This is a genomic window from Anaeromassilibacillus sp. An250 (assembly GCF_002159845.1).
Lineage (GTDB): Bacteria > Bacillota > Clostridia > Oscillospirales > Acutalibacteraceae > Anaeromassilibacillus > Anaeromassilibacillus stercoravium.
Genome location: NZ_NFJK01000007.1, coordinates 1 through 22,243, shown reverse-complemented (window position 1 = coordinate 22,243; position 22,243 = coordinate 1). Strand labels below are relative to the sequence as shown.

Genomic DNA, 22,243 nt, shown 5'->3' with positions numbered 1-22,243 from the left:
TGTGTCGAAAAGATTGTTTTTATGGAATGATTTCGGGTGCAAAAGGAACATATGGGCGGGGCATTCGCATCGTTCGGTTCAATCTGGTGGATTTGCCCTTCGCTGGAGAATGGCATTCAGTAAAGGGACTGGTATTAAGAAAAATACATCGATCTGCTGTTTGAACAAATTGGCAATGAAAAAGCCGCCGGTAAACCCGGCGGCTTTTGGAGTTCGTATGACAAAATGGGAAGTCCATTTTTCTCTGTTGATCAAGTTTGCAAAATTGTTGATCAAAATGTTGATCGAACATAAAAAAAGAAACCTTAAAACCCAGCATTCATGCGGGTTTCAAGGTTTCAAACTTGGTGCGCGAGACGAGACTTGAACTCAAAATTTTAATACTCGTGAAACTGATTAGAACGCAAAAACCCAGTGTTTAAGCCATTTTTAAATGGCATATCTTTTGTAAATCGTTGTGATTTTTGTAATTTTGAGCACAAATAACGACCAAACAACGACCAAGAAAATGCCCGTAGAATCTCCATATCAAGAGATTCTACGGGCATCACATTTTTTATCCACCTATCAACCCGTGTTTTATCCGGTCGCGTACTTCCGCACGCTTTGCATCGTTGAAACGATCGGTTGTGCCGACTAGGTAGCCGGTGATCCGGCGGATTCTCTCAAAGCCGACGCCCTCACCGACCAGTCCGTGGGAATTAGGCTTTACTGCCATCGCCGTTACCTCTCGCCCGTACGAGCGCCTGATACGCGCCATTGCTTGCCAGGCTGACCAAGGCCGCATTCAGTGGCACCAACGCCCATACCGTCCAAGGCTGCATCCAACCGCCCGTGGCCGCGGTAGTGATTACCAGCAGCACCACAGCGATGATGTAAGACAGCCACTGCGTTGGTAGCTTAGCCGTCACGCTCTTCAGCATTTGGGTAAGCAGGCCCGTACAGGCTGCTACACCCGCGAAGGTCGCCAGAATGTCCCAACTCAGAAAGCTATTGAAATCCATATGTAATCCTCCTTTAAAGTATCTGGGCCAAAATTGCCGCCACAATTCCTGTTGCCGCTGCGCCGATGGCCGCCGCAGCCAGCTTGTCCCACCAGATTCCGGGGCGAGCGGTCAATTTTGACACGCTTTGTTTGATCTCTCGGATGTCCGCTTGTACGCCAGACATCTCCTGCCTGGTCGCGGCCATTGCCGCAGCGAGGTCGTGGATGTCCTTGACCTCATCTTCCAGGCGGTCCAGACGATGGTGCGCAGATTTTGCGCTGTCCAATGCTTGAACTGCGATGGTGTTGTCCTGATCCATAGGTCGCCTCCTCACACAATCTGTACGACAAACCGTTTCACCGGCTGTCCGCCCGGGGCGGTGGTGTAGATGCCTGTCATATCTCCCGGTTTTCCAATCGGCACGATCGCCGCCAGCTTGTCCTCTCCACGGTTGATCGGCACGATGGTCACTACATCCCCTGTCCCTGCGGTCACCTGAATCTGGGTCGCATTGGCGCCGGAAAACTTCGCCGTGTAGTAGCCGCCGCGTTTGATTTTTACTGTCCCGCTGGTATCGCTTGTAATAGCCACGTTTTGTAATCCCTCCAAGATTCTGTTATATGGAAAATCCTTGCCCGGACAGTTCGGTTTCGTCACCGGATTGATTTCGCAGTGCCCGACAATGTGTGCCCGGTCAACCGGGATGGCGACACCATAGAGACGTTTTACTTCCCCGATGATGTACCGGTGCAGATCGATGCTTGCTGCAAGCTGTTCCGTGGTCAGAGTCCCGCCGCTCACACAGACATGCTCAATGCTGATGGTGTAGAGATTGGCGTTTACCCGCCGGTCCCGTACTGCTGCCAGCTTAGAGCGCCCATAATATCGGTTGTCTGTGGCAACGTTGCTGGTGCCGTTGGCCCAGGCCGCACGGTCAAGCGCTACCAATTGATAGACCGTTCCGTCCTTGTCAACGACGAAATGCGCCGAAGCTTCCCTTGCAGGATTGCATAGCGTAGCAAGCGCTCCTGTCGCTGTGCTTCCCGCGGTGATATGGTTGACGATCATATCCGGCTTCCAACCGTTGCGGCTCCCGTGGTTTGGGCTTGGATGCTGCTTAATATTCGTATTACATTCCCCCTTTATCATTCGGGTTTTTAAACCCGATTTTTTGTCTATACAGGCAAATTAACCATCAATTTTTTGGTATCAATTTCCACGCTTGTGCATAATCAGCGGGACTATAGGCGGTACCGTTCGGGTCTACACATTCATACGTATTTCCGTCGGTCCAAATCATGAACTCCCCGGCCCGATAAATATCGTGTGCGCCTTGAACAGGGACAAAAGGTCTAGCCGTTTCCGGGGTTTTGCCATGTAGCGGCCGCCAGAACGTGTACCACGCAGCGTTGTCGGGTTTAATATCTGGATAGGTTGCATTGTCATGGGCCTGGTAGCACTCCCAAGTCTGGCCGTTGGCATTGCAGACATCTCCGACGACGTGATTCCCTGCCAACCAATCGGGATACAGGCCTGACGCCCGGATGCGTTGGTCGTCTTCTGTTACTGCTGCGCCTGCAAGATACATTTTTAACACGTAGATGGCGCTGGATAACGCCTCCATCAGTCTGTCGTTCATAACGCAAGCCCCCTCTCGATTGCGGCCACCATGCCGTTAAAATCCGACTCTAGGGATGCCATCTTTTCGGCAAGGTCATCCCCTTCGCCGGGCTCATCTGCGGACTTGTACAGCACAACCTGGATTCGTTGCGCGTTGTTTACAGTCACCTTCTCGGGATCTCCTGCGCGCACATATCCTGTGTACGGGTATTCAGCCGTCTGGACAGTGGTCTCTCCGGTTTCGGCTGTGCTTTGTACACTCACTAATACGGTAAAATCCAATCCAGATGCAAATGCGTTTTTTATCTCATCGACGTTATATTTGCCGGGGGTTTGGATAATACAGCTATCTCGATCGACGTTGATGCATGACAAGTCAAAGGTTTGATCTCCAATTTTAATTTGGTACAAGTTTGTCCCTCCTTAATAAAACCGCACGTTCGCGCCATCGATGCCACGATAGATGCTGTGGTTGGATGTGCAAAATGCTATGACGTTTTCTCCGATAAATTCCGTGGGCGTGCTGTCAATAACCGTGACATTGTGCGTGCCGTATAGACGATATGTGCCTCTACCACTTGACGTCTGTACGATCAGCTCTACGATCCCTGCTAGGTCCGTGTCCTCGTCAAAAAGCTCTATGCGTGACCAGGTTGTGCCATCCAAGGCTTTGTTATATAGATAGACGGATTTTGTGGTTAGATTGTGCTCCACAACTCCCAAACGGGTTTCCGTGTCATCATTCGATTGTAGGGAGATTTGCGGATACAGAGACGGTGCCACGATGCGTAGACTGCCGTCAACCTGTCCCCCTGTTCGGGGTAGTGCTCCTATGTCGTCAGCATCTAGGGCCACATCATCTGATAGAGGTTGGCTGTTGATTGTGCGCGTATCGGGCACCGCTCCGATCGCGTCGCACATATCCTCCGGCGGCGTCCAGTAGGGGGCACCGCTCCGCCCTTGGCGCAGAATTGACCCGGCGACCGATGGAAACGCAAGCTGTGTTAAAGAGGTGCTTGATAACGCATAAATCATTCGGGACGATGACCAGCTCGTTTTTCCAGTTCCGCCTTTACTGACAGGGACGGTCGGTAATTTTGTGCTTGGCAGGGTCGGGATTTGCGATGTGGGAATTGTTCCGGTACTACCGAGACTGGCGAGCCCATTCGCTTTGCCTTTCTGTCCGTCAATCACTTCTTCGATGGCGGGACCGATTTCCCCCGCCAGTGCGTCATCCACCTTGTCAGCAGCATCATTCGCGCGATCGGCTGCCGTTTGAGCCGCTTCCGCCTTAGATTCGGCGTTGTCTGCGGCTGTGTTCGCTGCTTGCGTGGCGTTTGCAGCATTTTGGATCGCTGTGTTCACTCGGATGACTGCTTCATCGGCATCTGACGCGGCTTGACTGGCTTTTACGGCTTCTGCATTCGCACTTCCCGCAGCGGCGTTCGCGTTTTGGGTCGCTACATCGGCGTCTTCTGCGGCTTCGTTTGCGGTATTGGCCGCATTGTTTGCCGCTTCTGCGGCGGCTTTTGCTTCCTGGGTGGCCTGTAAAAGTGTCTGGAATTCGTTTGTGCTCTCGATATCAGCTTCACCCGACGCCTTCACATCCAGCGTAAGCCCGATAATTTTCAGCGTGTTCTCTTGCGCATCCGTTATCCAGACTTCCAAAGACGCTTTTCCTTTGACTGCCGTACTCTGTTGCGATAGGGTGAACTCGGCTATACCATTTTCTGCATCCTTTACGGATCCATCCAGCAGGCATGCTTTTCCGTCCGGCTTCCCCACATACAGCTGCACGGTTTTCCCGGTGAGATCAAGAGGCCGGTCAATTACTTCTGCGTTGCTGGTGCTGTCCAGCTCTCCACTGCGGTCGATAATCGTCACTGTAAGTGTACGGCCGTTTACCTCTCCCTGCACCGCCATCACGGTATCCGCGCTGACTTTCCAGGCGTTCAGCTTAACCGCTTCATTGGTCAATTTCAATCACCTCACACATAGCCGAGGAATATACCATCCTCGAACTCCATGATTCTTGTGCTGCCGTCGCTGCGAGTAATACCGACTTCTCCGGTATACCCATTAGCCGCGTGCAGCTCGTCGGCCTCTACGGTCGATCCGTACACATGGTTGCAGTCCACACTATCACAGGTTACATCTCCTGCTATGTCTAGTTTCCCACGGTTTCCTCCGGTGAGGATCGTGACGTCGTTTGCCGCTGAAATGATGGTATCACCGTTACGATTTTGTTCGATGTAATTGTCGTCGCCCCATCGGATTTCCCCGGAGAACGTCCCCTTTGAAAGGTAAACATCGCCACTCTCCAGATCCAGCCACCAATCACCGTTTTCCGACTCAATCCGGCCGGTCGTGATATTGGCGCCGTTGATAATGGTAGTACCTTCCCCCTCTAGGTCTGACATCGTGACCAGCCCGGAGATGTCAATCCGATCTGCGCTGATCTTGATTCCTTCTGGGCTGATGTTGATGGTCGCTATAATTTGATCTTTATATGCCTTCAGTTCAATCTCCTGTTTGTTCTGGTTGATCTCTGTCCCCTGCTTTGTAACGGTATCCTCCACTTTGTTGACCTGCTCCTGTAGTTTTTCTGCGGCCGTGAAACGCGTGGACGCATTGCTTAATTTACTTTCCGCATCGGCGGTGATCGTCATAGTCCCGTCCGGTGCATAGACGATGTTGCTCACAAAACTGACATGCTGATTCCCATACCGGTCCGTAATACGCACTGTATCGCCCACATTGAGCGACGGGTCTGACAAGCACTCGACCGTATAAGGCCGGAAGCTAAAACCGACCAGCCTTTCAGCTAGGGCATCCACCAGAGCTTGTAAATTGTCCTGTGCAAGCGGATTATTGTTGATTTTTACGATGTATCCTTCGGTGCCAGCCTTGACCGGCGCAACATTGGAATCCTGTGGGATAAGCTGCACGCCGGTGATCGTTATGTCGGCTGCAGCCACATCGGACGACTGCACTCCCGTCGGTTGGTAAGGCGTGGTGGAAAGATCATACCAATCCACCACCAAAGCACCGTCTCGGTTGCAATGGGTGTAGCATCCAGCTAGCTGCGCCGCATAGCTTACGATCTCACGGAATGTAATGTTCTCTTCATCGGGCCTTTGCGCCACGGTGTAACCCGAGCCTGGGAAATCTGGTGTTGCCAGTGCTACACCGCAGACCGCGCAAGCATCCGATACGATTTGCTTCAGCGTGGCCGGATATGTAAGATCGCTATCGCTATAGGGACGCTCGAATTTCTCCATATTGTCCAGCGCCGAAATAGTTACTGTTGAGTTGGTTTTGTCAGCATTGTCTACTGTGTAGACGCCCAGCGGCACCCGCTCAATCGTTTGTGTGCCGTCCCATTTTTGTTGCGTCAATAGCCCCATAGAAGGCCGAAGAACCGACTCCGTAAAATCTGCGTTTTCAAATTGTTTTTCGTGGTTGATGAGCGCGAGATTTGCTTCCCCCACTACCGCCCCGCCCAAGGTGAACGCTCCCTGTTGGCTGGTAGCGGTAGAGACTTCAAGCCCTCCCTCTGAAACATTTCGCGGAGTGAGGTCAATTATCGTCCCGTCGGCCAATGTAATTGTGCCGCCTATCATCTGCCGACGCCCGGGCTGCCGGATCAGGCGCTTATACAAATCTGTGGTAGTATACATAGTCACACCTCAATAAAATTAAAGGATACGCTGCTGACGTATACATCGTCCTCACGTATCCGTAAGATCGGGACTGTTCGGTCCCCAACATAGAATTTCCTGGTCTCAGGTTTTCCATCCAATAGATCCGGGTATGTCACATCGAAGGTTGGTTTGTTCACGAGCTTCAACAAAAACGCACAATCCTGCATGGTCATAGGACCCCATTTGCAGTTTAGAGATCGTTTTTGTGCCACGACGTCCTTATGCATAGTTCCGGCCATATCCCGCCCGGAATTTTCGCTGGAAAGGTCTTGAAGGGCGAACTGTATACTATCAGGCGCCCTCGGTTCTTTTCCGTCGATGAGCAATGCTTTCAGTTTTGGTCCCTCCTTTATCCCACAGGGCTATAGCGCTTGTTTGTCCGATCAACTTGCAAATTCAGCAGGCGCACCAAAGCCCCCATGCTGCCAGTGGCCTTGACCACAACTTGCGGTTGCATATCCAGTGCTTCGAGCTCTTCTCTCACGATTTGCCGGATGAGGTCCGCCGGGGCCTCGATGTTCGTACCACTCTTTTGGTCTCCCAGGACGGCCATAAATTCGCGGTTCGGCGGAATAACTGCGCCTTGTGCAAGTTTTGGGATGTTAGGGATCGTCGGTATGTTAAATCCAAAGGATCCGCCGCCCAGAAAGTCCGGTAGGTCGATATGAATTTTGTTGACATTACGAATCATACCGTTGATGGCATTAATCATCTTGTTAACTAAGCCTATGATGCCATTAATTGGACCCCGCACTATGGATATAAAACCATCCCAAATCCCCCCGAATATATCTTTGATTCCGTTCCACGCTTTTTCCCAATTCCCGGTAAAAATTCCAGTAACAAAATCGATGATCCCGCCCAGCGACTTGAATATGCCTTTTGCAACATCTGCTATGACGCCGACGATCGTCCCAATAGTGGATGTGATCCAGTTGATTACCTGCACAATCGGAGGGCCTAAAGTTTTGACAAACCAATTGTAGACCGGAAGAATGAATTTATTGTAGATTTCCAGCGCCCCTTGTACCAATTTAGCGATGAACTCCCCGATCTGGGCAATTAGGGGTTTTAAATGCTCGTCCCATAACTTTTTTAAGACTTGGAATATATTGTCAAAAATAGGCTTGATAATGGTGTTCCAAGCGTTTAAAAACGTATCTTTTATACCGGTGATTGCTTCACGGAGTGCTTCAAAAATTGGTTCTCCGTATTCATCCCAAAGTTGCTTGACAATGTCCCATAGATCACACCATGCTTGCACAATAAAATCCAGACATGGCGCGATAACATCTTTCCAAACGGAATCAAAAATTGCTTTTATGAAATCAAAAACTGGTCCTAACGTCAACACGACTTGATTGGCAAACTCCGTCCAAAACGGCAGCACCGTCGTGGCAAGCTTATCCAGGATTGGCTGAATTACCAGTGACCAGATGTCCGAGAAAACCATATTGAAAGTGTCAAACAGCCCCGATACGATATGTCCCCATGTCAGAATACTATTTTGCAGAAAAGGAGTAAAATCGTTCGTAAACCAGGCTTTCAGAGGTTCTGCAAGATCACCAATATCAGACCAGATTCCGGACAGGATGGACTTAAACCGCTCTACTTGGGGCGCAACCATGTTGACCGCCTCGATGAACGGGGGAACAAAATTCGTCCTTACATAGTCGGCGACATCCGTGATTGTCTGTTTTACGCTTTCAAACAGCCCACGGATGAAATCAACCGCTTGTTGCACTTTGGGGCTTACTGTTACTTCAGAACCAATCTCCCCCGCCAAAACGGGGATCTCGGCAGCCGTTCCGCCTCCGCCCGCAGTGCTGCCAGAAGACGCCCCCAAAGAACTGCCTGCACTATCCTTTTTCAGAATGTTCAGCTCGTCAAAGGAAGCAAGCTGCTTATCGGCTGCTTTATTAGCTTTTTCCGTGGAGTCGGCGAGATTATTCTGCGCATTGGCAGCACTATTGGTTGCCGTTGCAGCCTTCTGTGCGCTTTTAGTAGATTTTCCGAATAAGGCTGTCGTGATCTGAGCAATCAGGTTTGCAACAGATGTCAAGGCGGATATAATCGTATTGATCGCTGGAAGTACGGCTTGCACAACTGGTATAATCGCATTTCCAACGGCTACTTTCAGCTGCTGAAAGTTAAAACTCAGCATGGACATTTGCCCCGCGTAGGTATTCACCGCTTTCGCAGCATCTCCCGTTTGGAACTTCGTTTCCTGTAAAATTCCGTTGACTTCCGCTTGGATTTTCTGCTCTTTTGTTAAGCTTTGTACGCCGACGCCGATGGACTGCGCATATTCTTTCCACATAACAGATACGTTTTTCGTTACACCTGCATTATCCACCAGGACAGAATTCTCATTCTTGAGGCCCTCCGTCGCCGATGCAACTGCCTGTCCCATCGTCAGAGATGACTGCCGGCCGAAGGCCGCCGCATCTTTTAGCGCCGTCATGGTTTGTTCAATCTGCGTGGTATCATAGCCGCGCATGGAAAGATTTTTATAGGCGGTCACTGCATCTTGCATGGGCACAAGGCCATCTTTTATGTAATCTTCAATAAAAGACTGCGCCTGTGAAAAGCTGCGGCCTTGCCCATCCACGATGCTTTGCAAACCTATCATAGCGCTGGACAGGTCGGATGCTGCCTTCACAGACTGACGGCCAAAATTAATAATAGCTCCTACGCTGAACGCTACGGCAATCGTTTTACCAATGCTGGATATAACGCTTTTCAGGCCATTGCATTGGCCTTGGAGTCCAGATATTCCTCTTTTAAAACCGCTGTTATCTAATTCTGTGCTGATAATTACTTTTCCGTCTGCCAACCCTTCACCTCCGATCTGGCGTAAAAATGAGCATAAGAAAACCGCGCCCCTGATGGAGTGCGGTTTTCTTTGTCACTGTCCGTCTTTTATGCTACTATGTGTGATTTATTTCTTTCAATCCACTTGCCCCTTACGGAAGTGGAGACACACTTTAAGCGGTTTTCAGATTCAGATACAGTAATCTAAACGTTTCCCGTCCTTTGGGAGTAACCAGAAGTTGGGTTCCAGCCCATTGTGTCTTTTCGTTGTAACACTCTTTCAGGACAAACAAATCGTTTGCATATTGGGCGTAAGGCTGTAGTTTCCCTTTTTTATCCCGATACAAATATCGTTTATCCAGAAGAAAAGCCACAAAGCTCTTTTCCTTAATCTCCAATTCCTTTGCCGTTTCCCGTATTCCGGTATTTAAATTTCGATCAACCAATTCGTCAAAATATTCTGCTTTTGGCTGCATGATCTGCTTTTCCACTGTTAATGCGGAATTAGCCGCTTCCAGCGCCTTGCGCTTGTCCTGTTCGTCCTTGAGCGCTGTACAAAGCTTTATCATTGTGTCGGGGTTGAGGATAGCCGCCTCCAAAGTCTCCGGCGTCATGTAGGCACCGTGCTTGCGGATGGAGGGGAGGACTTCCGCCGTCACCCATCGCTTGAACCGCTTTGCTCCGGGCAGCTTGCTGGACAGAACCAGAGAATAGAGGCCGGATTCGTTGATGATGGTCATAACCCGGTTTTGACCTGACCCGTTGAATTGACGGGTCAGCTTATCCTCTTCATCGACATGCTTTCTAAGGGCCTGATCTGTGTCGCTATATCCAAGCGCCAGGGTCACATCCTTTCCAACGAACCAAGGTTCCCCGTCCACTTCCACAGTCCTTATCTCCCCAAACTCTGGGTTATTAAAAATTTGCAACTCATTCATACGGCGGCTCCTTTCTGTTTCTTCAGCTTAATCTGCCATAAGACTCTGTTTAGCTGTTCCAAGCGATTGATCACATTCGGCGACTCATGGGCAACCGCGATAATGAGCGCCAGTCGCTTGGAGTCGTCGTCTGTCAACCGGTCAGGGTCCCGCATATCCGTGTAGTAGTAGGCATAGATGATAGGCCGCCATACATACTCTAGGGCCTCGTCTGACAGGTCCAACAGCATCTTAGCCAATGTGGTACGGGCTTTCTGGATCTCGTTCATGCCGACTGCACCTCCTCGAGGTCATTGTGAATTAGTTCGACATTGTGATAGGCTGCCGCACCGCAGAACCCTCTGATGGTTAAATAAGATAGCTGGTAATCACCAATCCCAAAGACGTTTCTGCCTCCTTCAAAGCTAAATCCATAATTCGCCGCTTTGCTGCCAAAAAGTTGTGTCACGCGATGGAATGGAACGCCATCATTTGTGCCGATAAGTACGGCTTCTTTCGCAAATAAATCTTGCACTTGTGCCTTTGTCAATTGTTTATCCATGTAAAAAACCTCTTTCTTCTTGAATTAGAGGCCCCACCATGATAGAATGGATTTATCAGATGGGTAACCTCTGGTGTAATAACGGATTCGCTCAACTTTCCACGGGAGGGCGTTTCCGTTATTTTTTTATTTGCTGAGTTCCTCGTCAATTTTTTTGTTCAACCACTCTGCTTTTGTAGTTTGAGAATCGTTTAATTTTTTTTCAAACTGTTCCATCTTTTCTCGTTCTACGGCCACAGAAAATGACTTGAATTTTGTGCGTCTCTCTCGGAAGTACTCAGCCCTACTTTCAGGAGCCACTCGTTTCACCTCCTTGTTACGTGTAACAGTATAACATGTTGCGCGCAACAAATCGAGAGGCTTTTAAAAAATTTTTCTTTTTCTCTTGCAGAATTTGTCGAAAAGCATTATAATATGCATAAATTGTAAAATTTAGGGAGGTAGAATTATGAATTGTCCAAAATGTGGCACTGATGTTGGATCAGCGAAATATTGTCCAAATTGTGGGGCTCCTATAGATCCGTCAGCGGTGCAACAAACCAATGCTTCTGCGCAACCACCGAAGAAAAAGGGCAGACCTTTAAAAATTGTACTCATTGTGCTGGGTGTGTTAGTCGTAATTGGTATCATCGGATCCATCTTTGGGGAGGGGGACGACACATCATCTTCTTCAAGTTCTGCGTCCGAACTGATCTCCTCGGAAGAAGACAGCACCGAGGTCAGCCAAGAAGTGCAGGTTTCCTCAGAAGCATTGGAAGATAAAGTGTACGGGGTGAATGAGACCGCGCAATACAATGACGTAGAGCTCTCCGTTACAAAAGTTGAAAAATCCAGCGGCAGCACCTACGATAAACCGAAAGACGGCATGGAATATATCGTCGTAACCGTGCAGTATAAAAATAATAGCACTGACGAAAATATCTCTTACAATCCGTATGACTTTAAGATCAAAAACAGCCAAGGTCAAATTACGGATATCACATTCACCACGATTAACACCGACACGGCTTTGTCTAGTGGGGAATTGGCCCCTGGCGGGACAATTTCCGGAACACTCGCCTTTGAAGAGCCTATCAATGACCCTGAATTAATTTTGCAGTACACAGGCAGTATTTTTAGTTCTGACGCTGACATCGAATTTAAATTAAACTAAATGCTTTTGTTACTTAACCGCGCCCTCCATAGGGGCGCGGTTTTTTACTCTCCTAATAACTTTTTCAGGCGTTCCCGCTCGGCCAATTCTTCCGCTGTGTATCGCTGTTTCAAGGTCACCTGTGTCTTGTGATCCCGATAAAATTCTTGCTCCCATTTTTCGAGTTTCTTCCCCCGGCGAAGCTTGTCGCGGATGGAAACCACCGTGGAAAGCTGCCCTTTCCCTATAGCGTTGAACCACGCGATAAATGTCCACCAGTGGCAAAAGGGCAGGGCACGCACCTCGCACCCTGCCACTTTATTTATATCTGCCACAATCATGTTGCGATCCTGTTCCCAATCAAGGAGTTTTGGTCGCGGATGGGCATCCGTCTCTTCTTCTCCGCAGCTGATAAAGCGCATCATCCAGTTGGCAGCTTCCTGATAATCCTTCCGCGGCATGTCCGTAAAATCCTCATAAAAGAGCGCTAACGCGACATATAAGCGCGTTTGTTCACTCTCTTCTTGATTGTTTAGTCGGGTAATAATATCAAGAATATCCCGGTAATCCGCATTGATTCGATAAGTCTTACCGCCAATCTCCGCAAATTCCGGCAAGTCCCACCCGGTCATTTCTTCGCGCGGCGCTGCTCCCGGTTGAGCTTGGCAGCGGCCACGGCTTCTGCGGCGGCATCGGATTGATGTTGGCGAATGCCATCCTCGATGATAGGCTGTAACGCAGCAAGCAGGTTGGTTACAATACGTTCCCCGTTCTTTCCAATCGCCATCAAATTGACACCGCCCATTATGCGGTCAAAATCGTTCCCTTCGCCGAACACGTAAGACAGACGCGCTTTCACTTTCGCGTCAATGTCATGCATCAGTTTGAGAGCTTTGCCGCTGGATTCCACATCGTCGTCTGTGGTTTCTGCCTCCAACCTTTTCAGTTCCGCTTCATAGCTCTCTTCGAGTTTTGATAGTTCTTCATATAACTCGCAGAAACGGTTATAGACATTTGGATCCGATGGGTTAAAACGGAGCAGTTCTCGCCCGTTTACCTCGTATTCCTTTATTCCATCGTCAAAATTCAGTTTTTCAGCCATTTATTCACCGTCGCCTTCCGTAAACGTTTTCGTCTGTGGGTTAAAGGTTCCTTCCGTCTTTACGCCGGTGTAGTGCAACGTAAAGGGAATCTGATAGCCTGTAGTATCGCCGCCATAGGATGTAATCTCGATATATGCCTCTTCCTTCGTGGCAGGATATGCTCCAGATTGTTCCGTCTCCCACAACTTTACTTCCACTACGTCGGTTTTCAGATCGTCCAGGACAAGGTTGCCGTCAATAATCGCCTGTAGCCGGTCGAAAAGGGGATCGTCCTTTTCTGCATAATAGGGTTCTGCGCTTCCGGTTTTTTCATAGCTGGATATGTTGATACTGGTTTCGCCCAAAATGTTCTTTGTGGTCTCCACCTCTGCGGACATCTCCGGAGAATACTCTTCCAGATCCTTTCCAAGCCGCACATACTCCGGTGACGAACCGGTGGTATCGGCATTCACATAATGCGCAAGATATTTTCGTTCAATCTTTGCCAATCAAATCACCTCGAAATATTTTTTGAATTGTACAGATAGCTGCACCATATAAACCGCTGTGCCTTCACCGGATTGCTCGTACAGAACTCCGTTTTGAGCCTTGGCAGTTTCTTTTTCTTGGGTATTCCCAAAGTGGGGTACGCATCCACGGACGCTTTGTTCCTGCACCCACTTCTGGAAGCCCATCACCCAATCTGCGTTGATTTCTGCGCCTGCGTCATCCCCCGGTGCTTTCTCAAGCACACAGTACAAGCCAAAATTATACTGGTTTTCCACGGTTACATTTCCAAGTATATCCTCCGCGCGGCTGACCTCAACCATCCCCGTGGGAAACAGACCACCATTGGCTGGAAGCTGATCTGTATAGTCAACCTGAAATCTCTCCAAGATGTTAAAATCCGGGTAGGTGGCGATCCACCCCCGGATTTTTTCTAGATCCGTCATAGCTATCTCCTAGTTTCTATGTACCGCTGTAGATCGGCTGTCATTGCCGCCCCCTCCGCTGCTACAAGCGCCCTATCCCAGTAAGGGCCAGCGCGTGGATTTTTTGTTTTCGTATAGGTAATCGGGCGGTTTGTCACACGCTTCGGTTCACCTCTGCGTGCATAAGCACTGCCGCTATTTATTCCAACCATAACCATCCCATAATACAAAAAACGGGCATAAGGGACATCTGTAACGATTTGCGGCTTATTGATGTTTGTCTGTGCAACAGTAATTTTTATGGTCTCCCCCGTACGATACGGCATGTATTTAATGATTCGGCGTAAGACATTCGCTGTATGGAACCGCTGAACATCTCCGTCCTTGCTCAATCCTTTGTTCCGGACAATCTGTGTCGCTGGAAGCAGTTGTAGCTTTACATTCATCCACCCGCCTCCACATGTATTAATCGTCCCTGCCAGTACTTAGGATCAACATATTTTACAACTACCAATCCGGGTACTTTCGCGGGGATAAAGCCTGCCCATTCTTCCCGTGTAGCAATCTCTGGACCCTCGCCTAACAACACCTTATCGCCCACAAAAACGCATTGAGAATCGCAGGGGATGACCAGCAGGAAGGAATTTGTTTCCTGACTGCCGGTCTTGTCCACGTTCTGCGTCTTCTTGAAGTCCAGAAAGGCTTGATACACGATAGTAGCTGTGTACCGCTCATGATCTTTGTGGTAAATAGTCACCGTCTGGTTACATTTGGAATAATCCACCGGCGATCCCAATTTATGCCGCACACTTAACATAGACTGCACCCCCGGTAAATATCCAGATATTGACAGGCACAACGATACAGCTCTGCTGCCTGCGCTTTAGGGCTGATGTCTATCGCATCGGTCTTCTGGCTGCTGGAAACGCTTCCAATCGACGAGCTGGTTACGATCCCGCCATTCTGCGCAGTTTCAAAATAGTACAACGCGTCGGCCATCGCACAAATAGCCATATTTTCGCTATTCGCGTCCGGCGCATCCACCCGATAAATACGCTTATACCGGGCGATCTGCTCTTCCGCCCGTTTTGCTAGCCGGTCAAAGTCCTCCTGCGGGATAGAGTCGCCCAAATATACTGTCATATAGAACGCGTAATCTGTCATGTCAACAGCCTTCCTATACCGTCGTGGGAGGCGTGATGGTTCCTTCCACCGTCTGCGTACTATCATCCGTCAGTGTAAAAACCAGGGTGAGCTTATTGGTTCCGTCAATCGTCCCCGTGATACTTTTAATTCCTACCCCTTGTGGACCGGGAACACCTCCTCCATCATCGAACAGGCTTAGAATCCGATTGAAGTTCTCTCGAATTTCCGGCTTGCCGTCCGGTTCCAGGAGTCTTTCGTCTATGGTTGCCATCCGTCTTGCTGCCCCTTTCTTTTTCCGGCGCTTTCACTTCAAAGGTCAAGCCTACCAAACGTCCCATATCAGCCCGCGGCCTGATGGTGCAGGTAAATCCCCGCGACCTTATTCTCGTACACGTCAGCAATTCCCACATTGCGGTAGCCAAATTTATAGGCGTCGGCCGTCTGATTCTGCTCTGGAGATATGATTTTTGGCGCAACGTGCTTCTGGAACTGGATGACCGCCGCTTTATGAATAATCATGAAATTAATATTCGCCGCGCCGGTGCCCTTCTTGTAGCCGCCGGCCTCTTCGCCGCTACTGGTGCCATCGTTTTGTTCAATGGCGGTGTAGAAACGAGTCTGAGGAACCTTCACCGTTCCGGCAAAGTTTTGCAGCACTTCGCGGCTTTTGGTCGTATCCATATCCTGTACCATTCCCAGTAAAGTGGGAGTGATAAACAGATAACGTTCGGTCTGTGGAACCTCGTCTTCGTCCATCTCACTTACGGCTGCTCTAAGAGCGGCTACAACTGCGGCGCCGTCAGCAAGCGCTGCGCCGGTAGCCACTTTCGAAATACCGCTGGCAGAAGCGTACGTCGCAAATCGGAATGCGTCCAATTCCGGAACAACTTTCGTGCGGATGAACTCACCGGACAGCCGGCCGAAAGCAATGCCTGCACTCTCCAAGTTATCCAGATAATCGACCGTAAACATCCGACCACGGTCAAAATTACACTTGACTGTTTCATTGGTCAAGGTGACGTCGCCGGACACATAACCACTGTTGCGGTTATAGTCGCCCAATCCCTGCATATCCAGCTTTGGTATAATCAGTTCATTTGCATTAGCTCCCTGCTGTGCCAATTCCGCCGCGCCGTCCAGCACAGCAGTCAGACTAGAAAGTTTGTACACTTCATCCAGCATGGGGATAAACTTCTTTGCCAGTTCAATTGCGTTTGCCATTTGATTCCCTCATTTCTAAATTATTTTGCTGCCTCTGGCAGTCCCATTGCTTTGCGCAATGCGGAATCCGACCCAGATCCGGGTTTCTGCGTCCCAGTTCCTCCTGCATAGGGCGGCGGGGTTTCTGCGTCTTCAAACAGGTAACCGCTGTCCTTTTTCAGAGTCTCCAATGCGGCTTTCACATCGGTTTCCTGGTTTTTGCTGGCCCTCAACGTATCAAGGTCCAGAAGCGCTTTTATTGCCTTTGTGTTTCGGCCTCTTGCCCCTGTAATGGTTCTGTCCAGAAGTCCGTCAAATTGGATCGTTGCAATTTTTTCCGCGGCATCCCTTTCCGCCTGCTCTGCCTTTTGCTTCCAATCGGCCGCCTCTTTCCGCACTGCATCAATGTCCATGTCTTTGAATCCGTCAATCGTTCTGTTGGCCTCATCGAGCTGTTTTTTGATCGCATCATAATCCGCATACTTACCTTTTACAGATTCGATGTCCTTACCATTCTCATCCAGAATTGCATCAATGATTTCCTTCGGCAACGATTGATCGCCGACTTTAAAGTTTTGCAAAAATTCGCGTTTCATATTGTCCCTTTCCCCGCTACGCTTTGTTAACAGGGGTTGCCTCCCCTGCGGTCCCGTAGTTTTACGACTTCGGTCCGGTCAAAAATAGATTTAAGCATTACATTTCTTTAGTCTTGGCTATCCACATCCGTTCCGATTCTGTCCGTAAACCCGCTGCCTGGGAAAAACGCCGGTATTCTTCGTTCAATTGGCGTAGCTTGATCTGATCGATCGTCCTTTTATCTATATCGCCTGTAGCCTTGTCCACTAGAATGCGGTTCTTTTGCATCCGGATAGACCGTTCTATCTTCCTCTGCATCTGTGTAGCTTCATATCCGGTGTAATGTATCCCTTGATAGGTAATTCCCACCTCATTCTGCCGTCGTAAATCCGTAAGCTCGGCGTCACTATATTGCGGACTGTTGATTCCTAAAATAATGGGGAAGGCAACATGACCACAATTCAGCGTACCAATCCGGCGGACAAGACTGTTGTTTAACGCCGTATACTCTGCATCGCTGTACTGTTTCCCCTGGATTGGTTCATGATCCGGCGCGCTGTTGGCGTGAGCGCTGATTTCCCAACCATTGCAGCCCATTTCATCGTGATTGACCTGCTCGATTTGTTCATTCATAAGACCCAATCCGCCCATAATATTTCGCCGGACAGCAGCTTCCAACGAGGTATGTACACCGCTTTCATAATCAATGGTCCTCACGCCGTATTTCGCGATATTGGCGCAAGCCGTACGGATCGCCGTATTATAATCGGAAGCGCCTGTAATGACCTGTTTAAAAGCAAAGTCTGTGCAGGATCTGTATACGTCCTGTAAAGGCAGCGCTTTTCCAAAAGGGTCCACCATTCCCAACGTCTGTGTTATGTTGTTGAGATCCTTTCCGGCGAGTTCAACCGCTGCGGCAACAATCTGTTGCAAGCTTTCATTTGCGCGGAATGGTACCGCTTGTACAGGTAGGCGTTTCAAATCAAAATCATATCCCACTTCCGCCGCCTGTGCCATCAGTTTTTTTAATTCACGATTGGAAACCTTTAACCTTTTACGCACTTCCTTTTTTACTTGTCTTTGTGATGTTCCCAGCTGCTGCGCCATCCATACCTCATAGGCCGCTGTACTGGTAAGCTGCCCAGCCTCGGAAATACGCCGTGCAATATCTCCAATTAGATAATCATTTATCGGATCTGTAATATGGCTGGCAGCGTCTCGGAGAGCTTCGATTTGTTCCGGTGTCAACATAATTATTCATCACCCGTCATCCTCTCCACTTCTGGCATATACTTTATCCTCACATATTCCAGATCTTTTGGCGTTTCCCAAGGTAAACCATAATGCCACGCCAGGGCGATCTCCGGCCGCAGCATTCCAGCACTTACTAACTGCATGGTTTGGCTCCACTCTTTGTCTTTGTCGTATAAAATGCCGTTTCCCCAATCCATAGCAATAGATTGATCGGGATCCAACTCTACAGCTCCTTGAACCTTATACAGCGTTCCCAATCTACCACATACCACAAATGCTTGCCGTACGGCCTTCTCCCACATTTGTTGCAGGTCTTGTATAGTCAAGCTGTAATCGCCTTGGCTGCTGGTAACCTCGGTAGCGGTACGTTGCGCCGCCTCCACCTCTCCAAGAATCCCCCGTTTTAAACCGATCAAGCTCTCCACATTCCGCAGATATTCCTTTTTGCGAGCCAAGAAGCTCTCTTGCCGCAATGCAGGAGAAAAAATGGTTACGCCCGTATTTTTGAGATCGTCGTCAATCCCTACGAATAAACCGGGCGGAAGCCACCGCTTGCCGTTCTTCCTTTTGTCTAAGATGTCCGCAGAAGCAAACACCCGACTTTCCCCGTTCTCGAATTCCCGGCTCAGTTGCCGTTCGTTGTGGTTAACATTATGGATCAGGCCGGCCGCTGCCGCATATACGCTCACTGCATCTGCGCTGCCGTCCACACAGTTTTCCAACGGCACACGCAGGCTTATTACGCCCAGCCCATCGACTGCACCGATCACAGCCTCCGGTTGTAAATCCGCATATTCCGGTAATGTGTCCAACGCAGCTGGCACGCCTAAACTTTGGCCGTCCCAACTACAATACAGCTTGTTTTCAATAACCAGTCTCCCTGCTTCATCCAAGCTACGCCGTTCCAGTAGCGTATAAAACTTCCCGTCCCGCTGTGTAATCTCTGCACTTCCCAGGGCTGTAGCTTCACCATCCGCCCCCCGGCCTAACACTACCACCATATCCCGACGCATCACTGTAAAAGAAAAACCATTGGGCCTTGGCACTGGCTTTAACCATGCCTCTCCACCGATCAATGCGAGCTGCATGGCCTTTTTTCGTACGGTCTCTAATCCTCTCAATACTTCTGTCGCAAAGGAATTTTCCTTTGCGGGTGTAACTTCATATTCTGCAAAACAGGTCCGTGCCAATTTATTTACAATCGTATAGGGTAACCGTTGGCAGGGATCCTCTTCTTCTGTCACTTCATTATCGAAATACAATTGAAACCAGTCCTGGATGGCCTTCTGCATAGCCGGAGTAGTATAGTCCTTCGCTCCTGGATATGCCTGTTCAAAATGATAGATCTTGTTATTAAAAAGGGCGCCGAAAAAGCTCATTCTTCGCTTTCCCCTTTCACTGCATGATTATGGATAACTACTTGCCGCTGTCGGCGTAGTCCATCGTGCAATCCTTGAATATATGCCTCCATCTGTTTTATCTCCCTGCGTTCCTCTGCCAATTGCTTTATTAATTTCTCATTCTCTTCTACTAGCTGCCGTCTGGCCCATTCCGGTAAGAACCGTTCCCGTAACCAGACATTAAAACGCTTTATCATGCGCCCCTCCTCTTCCAAACTCGGTTCGTTGCGTATCGCACCGCGTCGATATGGTGATTATTTACGTCCGGGTATCCCTCCAAGACTTCACCGGTCTTTTTATCGCGTTCGTACTCGTATTCGCCGAACTCTTTCGCGGTATCCGGACACCGAACCGGATCAATCCAGATACAGCTAAGGCTTTGCAGCCACTTCATGCCCGCCTTCACGCTGCCCGGCCCTTTCTCTGCTCCACGGCATGGCAGTCCCATCGCACGATAATCCCCGCAGCTCTTTTCTTCTGCGCTGTCTGCTGTCAGATATTCCTCTCGATCGCTCTCTTGACACACACCACGGGCAATAAGCAATTGAGCAGTATCTTGGTTGCTTGTTCTGCGCCGTGTTAGTTCGTCATATATGTACAAGGTTCTGCGAGCGGCATCGTAACTGCACCCGTTATATGCCCACGGATCCGGATACCAACCCCAGTCTATGCCGTGTAACCGTCGTTCAAATTTCTCTATCGTCCCGTTATCGATGGGCTCTAATTTCAGATTCTCGAACACTTGCGTTCCGCTGCCTACTACTTCGCCCAGATACTCGTGCCGATAGGCGGTTTCATTGGTATGGCGTAGGTGTTCCGCATCCGCCAAAAAGCGTGGCCCTAGCCAGTCGGTTGATACCTCTAAGTAAGTGCTGTGGTGTACCAATTTTCCAGTTTTTCTTTCCAAAGCATACTGGTTCGCCCAATTACGGGCCATCGCAGGCGGATTGAAGCTTTTAAGCGCCAACGAATAAACGCCGCCGCGAAAAAGCGACTGTTCCACGTTGCGGACTTCTTCCGGTCCTGAAAATTGGTCAAGTTCTTCAAACCAGGCGATACCTATATAACCGAATGACACTTTAATGGACTTAAGCTTTCCAGGATCGTCCAAGCCAAAAAAGAGCACCTTCTGCCCCGTGGGGAGATAGGTGCATTCCATCGGCGATACCGTACATCGGAACTTTTGTGATAACCCTATTTCTGCAATCGCCCAACAGATTTGTGCATAGACGCTGCTGCGAAGGGTATTGCCAATTTTACGTAAAACGACCGCATGGCATTCTGGATGCTTTAACAACTGCAAGAGCAGTTCAATGCTGCAATAGCTGCTTTTACAACCGCCGCGTCCGCCCTTCTCGATCAGCTCATTGATGGAGCCGGATTTGACAGCCCGGTGGGACTGGGCAAACGCCGGGGAAATGATCTCCGAGAGCTTATAGGTCGTCAATGATCTGCACCCCCTCATTGTTATCGAATACATTGTCTTCACCGATGATGCTCCGCAATTCCTTTGTGGCGGATACATCCCCTGCTTGCGCTGCCTGTACCAACGCAACAATCACGGCCATCTTGTTATTAATTTCCTCCAGCGGGATCCCTAGCCGAGACAGCTTGTTGAACTTTCTACCGTCTGTAACTGGTAGAGACAGCAGAAAGTCTGCATACTCTCGCATAGTTTTTTTAGCCCGTCTAGCTTCCCCCGAAGCCCTTCCGCCAGCACTCGCAATCCTTCTCTGTTCTTCCTTCGTTCGGCGGTTCATTGGAACGAGATTTTTTTCGTTGTTAGCCATCATCCACCGCCCCTATCCTGGGGCCTTGCCAAACTTGTACGGAATAGCTCCCTCAACCTCTTCAGTATTGCATCGTCCTCCGGCCGCCCCATCGCGGCTAACACGGCGATCGTGCCGCCCAGCGCCCGCCGGTACAGCACCGGATCCCCCGGCGGGTCTCGCAACAGATCATGGGGGCATCCTCCGATAGGAAATAGGCAATAATCCACCCCGCAAACATTCCGATTATTGTAGGCGCAATGGCCATCCAACGGGCATAGCGGCATCCGATCACCTCCAAGGTATAAAAATAGCGCCCCACCAACTGGTAAGGCGCTTATATAACATCCGTCAAAGACGGTTTCCCTCTGTCCGGCGCTGGGCCGGATAGCGCAGTATTTCTAATCCGCCCTCTGCATAGCGGCGGCATTGCGGCTCCGGTAATCTACGCCACCCGATTACCGTCAAACGCCTGGCGCGGCCTTCCGGAGTTGCACCGGTATTACACTCTTTGCCGCATGTCTGCCGCGCCGGTCTGACCCCCGGCACGGCATGGACCAAGGAGAAAAATATTATGAAAGGAGGTGCGCATGAAAAGAGCACATATCCATGAACCCTCTATTTTTTATTATATTGGGATTTTTCGGAATTTGTGGAAGTTTCGGAATTTATTTTAGGACAATCTCAAGCGCTTTGCTATAAGTTTTTCTTTCGCTGTCCGGCGATCTTCCTCCCCCCATTTTCGCGGCAATTGCGTCCCAACTCATTCCTTTTTTTATCCTCATAGATGCGATCCTTCGGGCCCTGCTGTTTGGCATCCTATCAATAACGCGTTCTATCTCTTCCTTTTTTTCTTGTAAGTATGTTATTCGGTTTTTAGCCCTTTCGTTTTGCGCGACTCCTTGTATCTTTACAGTGTGTGCAGTATAGGGGTATTCTTCTGATGATCCCCTCACTGTATCCGCAACAGGGAGTAGCGCTTCTTTTTTTATCTCCTCTATTTCTGCGCATATGTCTCTGTATTGATTAAGGTCTTCTTTTTTTATCAATCTTCCCCCTCCTTATCAAAAGGCATCTTGAGCTCATCGATCACTACGCGGTCAACATGTTCCCAAAAAATTTCATCTTTTTCTGCTTGGGTAGAAAGTT

31 protein-coding genes and 1 pseudogene are annotated in these 22,243 nt (G+C 49.4%); 2 read left to right on the top strand and 30 right to left on the bottom strand.

The window, feature by feature from the left end; genetic code table 11:
• The first annotated feature begins 109 nt into the window (after window positions 1-109).
• Window positions 110-367 (top strand): hypothetical protein, encoded by a 258-nt coding sequence (locus tag B5F54_RS07725; RefSeq protein ID WP_087232729.1) that lies wholly within the window; start codon window positions 110-112, stop codon window positions 365-367.
• 189 nt (window positions 368-556) lie between these two features.
• Here B5F54_RS07725 and nrdD read toward each other — a convergent pair.
• From nrdD to B5F54_RS17600, 14 genes and pseudogenes are all read right to left on the bottom strand, one after another.
• Window positions 557-670, bottom strand: a pseudogene (nrdD, locus tag B5F54_RS17295) (anaerobic ribonucleoside-triphosphate reductase); the annotation flags it as partial.
• Window positions 671-701: 31 nt separating this feature from the next.
• Complete coding sequence (locus B5F54_RS07720) at window positions 702-1,004, bottom strand: hypothetical protein (RefSeq protein WP_087232726.1); 303 nt, start codon at window positions 1,002-1,004, stop codon at window positions 702-704.
• Between the two features lie 13 nt (window positions 1,005-1,017).
• Entirely contained in the window at window positions 1,018-1,305 is a 288-nt protein-coding gene (locus tag B5F54_RS07715; RefSeq protein WP_087232723.1) for a hypothetical protein, read from the bottom strand.
• Window positions 1,306-1,316: 11 nt separating this feature from the next.
• A complete protein-coding gene (locus B5F54_RS07710) occupies window positions 1,317-2,054 on the bottom strand; it encodes an N-acetylmuramoyl-L-alanine amidase (protein WP_172749633.1) in 738 nt (245 codons plus the stop codon).
• Between the two features lie 127 nt (window positions 2,055-2,181).
• Window positions 2,182-2,625, bottom strand: coding sequence for a hypothetical protein (locus B5F54_RS07705; RefSeq protein WP_087232718.1), 444 nt, complete (start codon window positions 2,623-2,625; stop codon window positions 2,182-2,184).
• Window positions 2,622-3,017, bottom strand: coding sequence for a hypothetical protein (locus B5F54_RS07700; RefSeq protein WP_087232715.1), 396 nt, complete (start codon window positions 3,015-3,017; stop codon window positions 2,622-2,624). The genes B5F54_RS07705 and B5F54_RS07700 overlap by 4 nt, the downstream gene beginning before the upstream one ends.
• 12 nt (window positions 3,018-3,029) lie before the next feature.
• Entirely contained in the window at window positions 3,030-4,583 is a 1,554-nt protein-coding gene (locus tag B5F54_RS07695) for a BppU family phage baseplate upper protein (RefSeq protein WP_087232713.1), read from the bottom strand.
• 11 nt (window positions 4,584-4,594) lie between these two features.
• Window positions 4,595-6,286, bottom strand: a complete 1,692-nt coding sequence (locus B5F54_RS07690; protein ID WP_087232710.1) for a hypothetical protein — start codon at window positions 6,284-6,286, stop codon at window positions 4,595-4,597.
• 2 nt (window positions 6,287-6,288) lie between these two features.
• Window positions 6,289-6,636: a DUF6711 family protein gene (locus tag B5F54_RS18405; protein WP_087232707.1), complete on the bottom strand. Its 348-nt coding sequence runs from the start codon at window positions 6,634-6,636 to the stop codon at window positions 6,289-6,291.
• Between the two features lie 23 nt (window positions 6,637-6,659).
• Window positions 6,660-9,146 (bottom strand): hypothetical protein, encoded by a 2,487-nt coding sequence (locus tag B5F54_RS07680; protein ID WP_087232704.1) that lies wholly within the window; start codon window positions 9,144-9,146, stop codon window positions 6,660-6,662.
• A gap of 151 nt (window positions 9,147-9,297) precedes the next feature.
• A complete protein-coding gene (locus B5F54_RS07675) occupies window positions 9,298-10,062 on the bottom strand; it encodes a BRO family protein (RefSeq protein ID WP_087232701.1) in 765 nt (254 codons plus the stop codon).
• A complete protein-coding gene (locus B5F54_RS07670) occupies window positions 10,059-10,331 on the bottom strand; it encodes a hypothetical protein (RefSeq protein ID WP_087232698.1) in 273 nt (90 codons plus the stop codon). The genes B5F54_RS07675 and B5F54_RS07670 overlap by 4 nt, the downstream gene beginning before the upstream one ends.
• On the bottom strand, window positions 10,328-10,603 hold the full coding sequence (locus tag B5F54_RS07665; RefSeq protein WP_087232695.1) for a hypothetical protein: 276 nt from the start codon (window positions 10,601-10,603) through the stop codon (window positions 10,328-10,330). Before B5F54_RS07665 ends, B5F54_RS07670 begins: the two co-directional genes overlap by 4 nt.
• Before the next feature lie 126 nt (window positions 10,604-10,729).
• Entirely contained in the window at window positions 10,730-10,903 is a 174-nt protein-coding gene (locus tag B5F54_RS17600) for a hypothetical protein (RefSeq protein WP_172749631.1), read from the bottom strand.
• 148 nt (window positions 10,904-11,051) lie between these two features.
• Between B5F54_RS17600 and B5F54_RS07660 the strand changes: the two genes are divergently transcribed.
• Window positions 11,052-11,756 (top strand): DUF4352 domain-containing protein, encoded by a 705-nt coding sequence (locus tag B5F54_RS07660; protein WP_087232692.1) that lies wholly within the window; start codon window positions 11,052-11,054, stop codon window positions 11,754-11,756.
• Window positions 11,757-11,800: 44 nt separating this feature from the next.
• Here the strand turns inward: B5F54_RS07660 and B5F54_RS07655 are convergent, their stop codons facing one another.
• The 16 genes from B5F54_RS07655 to B5F54_RS07580 form a co-directional block, all read right to left on the bottom strand.
• A complete protein-coding gene (locus tag B5F54_RS07655) occupies window positions 11,801-12,352 on the bottom strand; it encodes a Gp15 family bacteriophage protein (protein ID WP_172749629.1) in 552 nt (183 codons plus the stop codon).
• Between the two features lie 11 nt (window positions 12,353-12,363).
• The gene (locus B5F54_RS07650; protein WP_087232686.1) at window positions 12,364-12,837 is read right to left on the bottom strand and encodes a hypothetical protein; all 474 of its coding nucleotides are present in this window, start codon (window positions 12,835-12,837) and stop codon (window positions 12,364-12,366) included.
• Window positions 12,838-13,326, bottom strand: a complete 489-nt coding sequence (locus B5F54_RS07645; RefSeq protein ID WP_242969663.1) for a hypothetical protein — start codon at window positions 13,324-13,326, stop codon at window positions 12,838-12,840.
• On the bottom strand, window positions 13,327-13,770 hold the full coding sequence (locus B5F54_RS18075; protein ID WP_242969662.1) for a hypothetical protein: 444 nt from the start codon (window positions 13,768-13,770) through the stop codon (window positions 13,327-13,329). It abuts the gene before it with no gap.
• Between the two features lie 2 nt (window positions 13,771-13,772).
• The gene (locus B5F54_RS07640; RefSeq protein WP_087232684.1) at window positions 13,773-14,195 is read right to left on the bottom strand and encodes a minor capsid protein; all 423 of its coding nucleotides are present in this window, start codon (window positions 14,193-14,195) and stop codon (window positions 13,773-13,775) included.
• The gene (locus tag B5F54_RS07635; RefSeq protein ID WP_087232681.1) at window positions 14,192-14,566 is read right to left on the bottom strand and encodes a hypothetical protein; all 375 of its coding nucleotides are present in this window, start codon (window positions 14,564-14,566) and stop codon (window positions 14,192-14,194) included. The genes B5F54_RS07640 and B5F54_RS07635 overlap by 4 nt, the downstream gene beginning before the upstream one ends.
• The gene (locus tag B5F54_RS07630) at window positions 14,560-14,913 is read right to left on the bottom strand and encodes a hypothetical protein (RefSeq protein ID WP_087232677.1); all 354 of its coding nucleotides are present in this window, start codon (window positions 14,911-14,913) and stop codon (window positions 14,560-14,562) included. Before B5F54_RS07630 ends, B5F54_RS07635 begins: the two co-directional genes overlap by 7 nt.
• Window positions 14,914-14,926: 13 nt before the next feature.
• A complete protein-coding gene (locus B5F54_RS07625; RefSeq protein ID WP_087232674.1) occupies window positions 14,927-15,166 on the bottom strand; it encodes a hypothetical protein in 240 nt (79 codons plus the stop codon).
• Between the two features lie 68 nt (window positions 15,167-15,234).
• Window positions 15,235-16,116, bottom strand: a complete 882-nt coding sequence (locus B5F54_RS07620) for a hypothetical protein (protein ID WP_087232671.1) — start codon at window positions 16,114-16,116, stop codon at window positions 15,235-15,237.
• A gap of 20 nt (window positions 16,117-16,136) precedes the next feature.
• Window positions 16,137-16,691 carry a phage scaffolding protein gene (locus B5F54_RS07615; protein WP_087232668.1) on the bottom strand — a complete coding sequence of 185 codons (555 nt, stop codon included), beginning with the start codon at window positions 16,689-16,691 and terminating at the stop codon, window positions 16,137-16,139.
• 97 nt (window positions 16,692-16,788) lie between these two features.
• Entirely contained in the window at window positions 16,789-17,922 is a 1,134-nt protein-coding gene (locus tag B5F54_RS07610) for a phage minor capsid protein (RefSeq protein ID WP_087232666.1), read from the bottom strand.
• A 2-nt stretch (window positions 17,923-17,924) separates the two neighbouring features.
• Window positions 17,925-19,304: a hypothetical protein gene (locus tag B5F54_RS07605; RefSeq protein ID WP_087232663.1), complete on the bottom strand. Its 1,380-nt coding sequence runs from the start codon at window positions 19,302-19,304 to the stop codon at window positions 17,925-17,927.
• The gene (locus B5F54_RS07600) at window positions 19,301-19,522 is read right to left on the bottom strand and encodes a hypothetical protein (protein WP_087232660.1); all 222 of its coding nucleotides are present in this window, start codon (window positions 19,520-19,522) and stop codon (window positions 19,301-19,303) included. The genes B5F54_RS07605 and B5F54_RS07600 overlap by 4 nt, the downstream gene beginning before the upstream one ends.
• A complete protein-coding gene (locus B5F54_RS07595) occupies window positions 19,519-20,772 on the bottom strand; it encodes a PBSX family phage terminase large subunit (RefSeq protein WP_242969661.1) in 1,254 nt (417 codons plus the stop codon). The genes B5F54_RS07600 and B5F54_RS07595 overlap by 4 nt, the downstream gene beginning before the upstream one ends.
• Window positions 20,759-20,893 (bottom strand): hypothetical protein, encoded by a 135-nt coding sequence (locus tag B5F54_RS18255; RefSeq protein WP_275532226.1) that lies wholly within the window; start codon window positions 20,891-20,893, stop codon window positions 20,759-20,761. The genes B5F54_RS07595 and B5F54_RS18255 overlap by 14 nt, the downstream gene beginning before the upstream one ends.
• 869 nt (window positions 20,894-21,762) lie before the next feature.
• Window positions 21,763-22,143: a hypothetical protein gene (locus B5F54_RS07580; protein ID WP_087232649.1), complete on the bottom strand. Its 381-nt coding sequence runs from the start codon at window positions 22,141-22,143 to the stop codon at window positions 21,763-21,765.
• Window positions 22,144-22,243 lie beyond the last annotated feature (100 nt).